The organism is Rheinheimera marina (genome assembly GCF_042654345.1).
GTDB lineage: Bacteria > Pseudomonadota > Gammaproteobacteria > Enterobacterales > Alteromonadaceae > Pararheinheimera > Pararheinheimera marina.
Window position 1 is genome coordinate 1 of the sequence record NZ_JBHSGB010000028.1, and the last position, 6030, is coordinate 6030.

The window sequence follows — 6030 nt, forward strand, 5'->3', positions numbered from 1 at the left end:
TGTTGAATTGCACCCAGAAGTGATCCACTACCCCCCCAGATTTGCATCGAAAACTGATCCACATTTTTAATCAATCCTGTCCGGTTCTGGCAGGAGAATGTGGAGTGTTAGATGTGGCCCTTTTAAGCGTAATAAGACGATGGTATTTCCGTGAAGGACTATCTAAGCGGGAGATAGCCAGACGTACTGGTTTATCCAGAAATACCCTGAAGAAGTACTTAAGCCAAGAGCAGGTCGAGCCTGCGTATCCACAGCGAGCTTGTGTCAGCAAGCTGGATGCGTTTGAAACTCTGCTCACAGAAGCGCTTGAGCGAGAGGTAAAAAAGCCACGTAAACAGCGTAAAACGGTGAAACAGCTGTATCACGAGTTGGTGCCACAAGGCTACACCGGTTCGTACGACAGGGTGGCAGCCTTTGCCCGGTTGTGGCGTCAGCAGCAGACGGTCAGCAAACAAGTGTATGTGCCGCTACAGTTCGCGCCAGGTGAAGCGTTTCAGTTTGACTGGGGCGAGAACTGGGTGTCCATTGGTGGCAAGAAGGTGAAAGTACAAGTCGCGCACTTTAAGCTCTGTCACAGTAAAGTCAGTTACCAACGGGCCTACTGGACGCAAACCCACGAGATGCTGTTTGATGCACACACGCAGGCCTTCCGGGTGTTTGGTGGAGTTCCTGAGCGCGGTATTTACGACAACATGAAAACGGCTGTCGATAAAATTGGTCGTGGCAAAGAACGGGTGGTGAACAAACGCTTCCAGGCGATGGCCAGTCATTATCTGTTTGAAGCTGATTTCTGTAATCCGGCAGCCGGTTGGGAAAAAGGTCAGGTGGAAAAAGCGGTGCAGGATGGTCGGTATGCACTGTGGCATAAAGCACCTGGATTTAACTCGCTTGAAGCGCTCAATGACTGGCTGGAACAAGAATGCCAAGCGGTGTGGCAACAACAGCACCCGGAGTTTAAACCTCACACGCTCTGGCAGTGCTTGCAGGAAGAGCGTTTGCACCTGATGCACATCAGCAGTGGCTTTGACGGTTTTATCGAACACAGCAAACAGGTCTCATCGACTTGCCTGGTCACCTTCGAAAACAACAAATATAGCGTCCCCGCGAGCTTTGCAAACCGCAGAGTCAGTCTTCGGGTCTATCCGGCCGTGCTCCATATCATTGCCGAAGGCAGGAAGGTGACAGAGCACCTGCGTGTGTTTACGCGAGACCACAATGCGCCGGGTCAGGTGCTCTACAACTGGCGGCATTACTTACTGGTGGCACAGCGTAAACCGGGTTCACTGCGAAACGGTGCCCCCTTCCAAACCTTGCCTGAGAGCTTTAAGCAATTGCAGCAGGTGCTGCTGCGTAAAATCGGTGGTGACCGACAGATGGTCGATGTGCTGGCTCTGGTGCTGCATCATGAAGCTGAACTGGTGGAGCAAGCTATTACGGAAGCACTGCAAAGTGGCTGCGCCTCCAAAGACCATGTCATCAACTGCCTGCACCGATTGATAGAGACACCGCCCCCCGAGCCAGTCCCTGTGGCAGCACATCTGCAACTGAGCATTGAACCCATCAGCGATACCAGCCGCTACGAACAATTAGGAGGTGGTTATGCACATTGAAGCCCTGCAAGCCCTGCTTAAACAGTTGAAACTCTATGGAATGCGCCAAAGCGTGCAGGACTTAGCACTACAAAACGCTCCGGCCTGGCAACACGCACTGCCCATACTGGATATCTTGCTCAAAGCCGAAGTGGCTGACCGCGAAGTTCGCTCCGTCGCTTATCAAATGAGTGCAGCCCGCTTCCCGGCGTACCGGGACTTGTACGGTTTTAACTTCCAGGAAAGCGAAGTGGATGAACGATTGGTACAGGACTTACACCGCTGTGACTTTATCCAAAGTAGCCAGAATATCGTGCTGGTGGGGGGGCCCGGTACTGGTAAAACCCATCTGGCAACAGCACTGGGCGTCCAAGCCATTCAACATCATCAGTTGCGGGTTCGGTTTATCTCGACGTTAGAGCTGGTGAATGCACTGGAGCTGGAAAAACGCAAAGACCAAACCGGCAGGATAGCCGCACGACTGAGCGGTGTGGATGTGGTCATTCTGGATGAACTGGGGTATGTACCCTTTAGTCAACATGGTGGAGCGCTGCTCTTCCATCTATTGGCCAAGCTGTATGAAAAAACCAGTGTCATCATCACAACAAACCTAAGCTTCAGCGAATGGCCCAAAGTGTTTGGAGATGCAAAGATGACGACCGCGCTATTAGACCGCCTGACCCATCACTGCCATATCATCGAGACAGGCAACAATAGTTATCGGTTTAAAGAATCAAGCAGAAAGGCTAAAACAGCGAGGAGGTGATGCTTGAGAAAACCCAAATCTCATGCCCATAATGGCTGAGTAAAGCGGATCAAAATTCGATGCAAACAGTGGATCAGTTTTGCCTGCAAATCAACACTTGGTTGTTTAATGCTAAACGATGGCCATTGGTTGCGTCCATATACAGCAGCGTCTGAAGTTAAACGAGATGCGGTAATGCATCTAAGTCGTGCGGCTCGGAAAGAACATGCTGACGCTATGAGCCTATTAGGTGAGATCTATCTAAAAGGTTTGCATGGGCAAGAAGTAGACGCGGAATATGGATTGCAATGGCTTACTGAAAGTGCACAACTTGGCAGCAGTCGAGCAAATCTTGTGCTGGCGGAGCATTACGTCGATGCAGGTGATCACCTAAAAGCCAACGCTCACTATATAAAATCAGCAGAACTAGGTTCTGCAAAAGCAAAATTCATTGTCGCGACTAAGGCTATCAACCAAGAGCTGAATTTAAGTGCTGATGAAAGCATCTTAGAGTACCTTAATGATGCTCTCAGGAGTGGCATTGAAAGAGCACACTTCGCCAAAGCCTTATACTTAACGAAGCAGTCTGAAGGACTGTTTTCACAAGAAGCAGCAAATGAATACAAGAGTTTTGTCCAGTCGGTATTTGATGCAACACCAGAAGAAAAACTAGCTTGTGCGCAGTACTTCATCTTGCATAAGTTTGAGTTGGAATTAGCGCACCAGATTATTATGTATGCTGCTATCGATACTCAAAACAATCAAGAAAAGCATGTAAAAGAAGTATTTTCATACCTTAATTCGTTAATTCATTACGAGTTATCAAATACAGGCATAATTTACAGATTCCATCCTGATCACATGCTATCGATAAAGGAATTAGCCGCAAAGATCAACCAGCTTAAAATATCGGATGCTCTGTTAAGCAGTCCAAAACCATTAAACATACCGAAAAACTTCCCACGGAATGATTTATGTCCTTGCGGTTCGAATAAAAAATACAAGATTTGCCATTATTTAAAATGAATAGCCAGTGATTATTTTAATTAACAGTAAGATTTTATAAAACGCGTCAAGCAGAGCGTTGGTTGGTTTTGTTATTATTTTGAATTTACTTATAAGAATGGATATTTATGAATATATTGGTTTTATAAATGGATGTGCTTATGAAATTTGTAGTTCTGCGTAAAAATGAATACAAGCAAACCGGTTCAAAGAACGTTGCTTATCTAGATGTTGATTACTGGAACGACTACTCATTCGTAACTATGTTTTATTTGACTGTGTTTGACAATTATGGTGTTGAGCATAAGATAGGTAATGTAAAAATTGGTTTTAAAGGTCAAACAACTAGTAAACATACGCATGAAACATTAGGCAGTAGCTTTTTGAAGTTAGGTGACCAGTACTTTTCATTAGGAACTGATGTTGATTATTACAAAAACTTGTATAAATTAGGTCGGGATTTAAAAGATTATATTTTAAATTCTTTAGAGGATATTGTTTATAGTCCAGTAAAAATAAAATCAATCGAGGATGAAGCTGTTTTAAACACGTCACTTTTTAGGTGGTTAACATTGTCAGATGTGCACGGGCAATTTAAACGAGTGCTTGAAGGACTTGAAGAACTATCTGATTTTGACTTTAATTTTGTTAGAACAGGAGCAGATGGTCTTTGCGATATAAAAATACCATTCAAGGTTAAGGTTGGTTCTACACCTAGTACAAATATACATGCTTTTATCGGACGAAATGGCTGTGGTAAAACAACTATCTTAAACGGTATGATCGATGCAATAACAAATCCATCAGATGAAAATTGTTTTTTTACAGAAGCTAACAATTTTACTGATTCAAGAATCCCTGCTGGGTACTTCAGATCTTTAGTTTCTGTATCTTTCAGTGCATTTGATCCATTCACCCCACCTCAAGAACAACCAGATCCAGCAAAAGGCACTAAATATTTTTATATTGGCCTAAAAAGTAGGAAAAACATTGAATCTTTAAGTTCATTAGTTGAGCTACGTCAGGAATTTGTTTCTGCATTAATTGGCTGTTTAAGCGATGATAATAAAAAGAAAATTTGGTTTGATGCTATCAATAACTTAAGTAGTGATAAAAACTTCGAGGATATGGGATTGAGTATCTTAAATACAAGATATATCAATTTAAAAGATAAAATTAAAAACGAGCAATTTGATAGCTATCTTCTTGAAGAACTATTTTATAAAGATATTTATGATTACTTAAATCGAATGAGCTCAGGCCATGCGATTGTTTTATTTACGATCACTAGATTGGTAAACACTGTAGGTGAAAAGTCCCTTGTTTTATTGGATGAACCAGAAGGTCACCTTCATCCGCCTCTTCTATCCGCATTCTTGCGGACATTAAGTGACTTGTTATATGTGAAAAATGGAGTTGCTATTATTGCTACACATTCTCCAGTAGTTCTGCAAGAAATTCCAAAATCATGTGTTTGGAAGGTTATACGCTCTAGGGAGGTAGTCAATGTTGAACGACCTCAAATAGAAACATTTGGCGAGAACTTAGGTGTTTTAACCCGCGAAGTTTTTTCTCTTGAAGTAACAATATCTGGATATCATTCACTATTATCAAAGTCTATAGAATCCGGTTTGTCTTATGATCAGATAATTTCTGAGTATAGTGATCAAATAGGTTTAGAGGGTAGAACTGTATTGAAAGCTATGATTTTGAATAGAGATGCGAGCAAGGATGCATGAAACAGTTAGTGCCGCCAAATATATCTTTCTCTGATATGCTTACAAAGTGCTCTGAAGGCATGGAACAGGTTAATGTAAAAAATAATTTTATTTCAGCAATACCTAGTTTCCTAGCAAAAGAACAACAATATAAAAATTTAAGTTTGACAGGAAACTTATATACTTACCCAAAGACAACACCATTAGCTGACAATACTGCAGTTGTTGAACATCTTACTAAAGCTAAACTTATTAACTTATATGAGAATAATCTTAGAAATAAAGATAAACCTGCAAGAAATTACTATGATTCATTGTTAGTGTCTTCTGGAGAGCGTTGTCCATTTTGTGGAGATATTGGTCACACAAAAAATTTAGACCACTTTTTACCAAAAGCTCATTTTCCTGAATTCTCAATTATGCCACTAAATCTTGTACCATCTTGCCGTGATTGTAATATGGGCGAGAAAGGGCAATTTTATGCTACTGTTGCAGATGAACAAGCACTTCACCCGTATGTAGATAAGAATATTTTTTATCTAGAGCAATGGGTATTTGCAGATTATATAGATGAAAATGATGGTGGTTTTCGATATTATGTGAATTGTCCTAATGAGTGGACTCAAGAAGACAGAAATCGCGCAGCTTATCATTTTAATTCACTGAATCTGGCTAGTAGATATAGACTAGAAGCAGGAAAGCATTTAAGTGAAGTTATTGACCAAAAAAATGCATTCATGCAAAGCGTAATCAGATTGGCTCCTTCAGTTTCTCTTCATGCAATAAAATTAGAATTCATTAACTCTTACTTATTACCGATAATAAACTCACCCCAGTTTCCGAATCACTGGAAAAAAGTAATGTACCAATGTTTGGTAATCATCCCATTTTTAATGGACGCTTGAAGTAGAAGCCTGTGTTATTAAATTGTCTTTGTACTTCGGTGGTATGCCACCCAAGGCTTTGTTTGGCC

At 41.8% G+C, this 6030-nt stretch carries 5 protein-coding genes; all 5 read left to right on the plus strand.

The window, feature by feature from the left end:
- Positions 1-113: 113 nt before the first annotated feature.
- The 5 genes from istA to ACFO3I_RS19115 all read left to right on the plus strand — a co-directional run bounded on the left by istA (position 114) and on the right by ACFO3I_RS19115 (position 5962).
- A complete protein-coding gene (gene istA, locus ACFO3I_RS19095) occupies positions 114-1610 on the plus strand; it encodes an IS21 family transposase (RefSeq protein ID WP_377336823.1) in 1497 nt (498 codons plus the stop codon).
- On the plus strand, positions 1600-2355 hold the full coding sequence (gene istB / locus ACFO3I_RS19100; protein WP_377336815.1) for an IS21-like element helper ATPase IstB: 756 nt from the start codon (positions 1600-1602) through the stop codon (positions 2353-2355). Before istA ends, istB begins: the two co-directional genes overlap by 11 nt.
- A gap of 108 nt (positions 2356-2463) precedes the next feature.
- Positions 2464-3360 carry an SEC-C metal-binding domain-containing protein gene (locus tag ACFO3I_RS19105; protein WP_377336817.1) on the plus strand — a complete coding sequence of 299 codons (897 nt, stop codon included), beginning with the start codon at positions 2464-2466 and terminating at the stop codon, positions 3358-3360.
- A gap of 140 nt (positions 3361-3500) precedes the next feature.
- Positions 3501-5078, plus strand: coding sequence for an AAA family ATPase (locus ACFO3I_RS19110; protein ID WP_377336819.1), 1578 nt, complete (start codon positions 3501-3503; stop codon positions 5076-5078).
- Complete coding sequence (locus tag ACFO3I_RS19115) at positions 5075-5962, plus strand: HNH endonuclease (RefSeq protein ID WP_377336821.1); 888 nt, start codon at positions 5075-5077, stop codon at positions 5960-5962. Before ACFO3I_RS19110 ends, ACFO3I_RS19115 begins: the two co-directional genes overlap by 4 nt.
- The last annotated feature ends 68 nt before the right edge of the window (positions 5963-6030 follow it).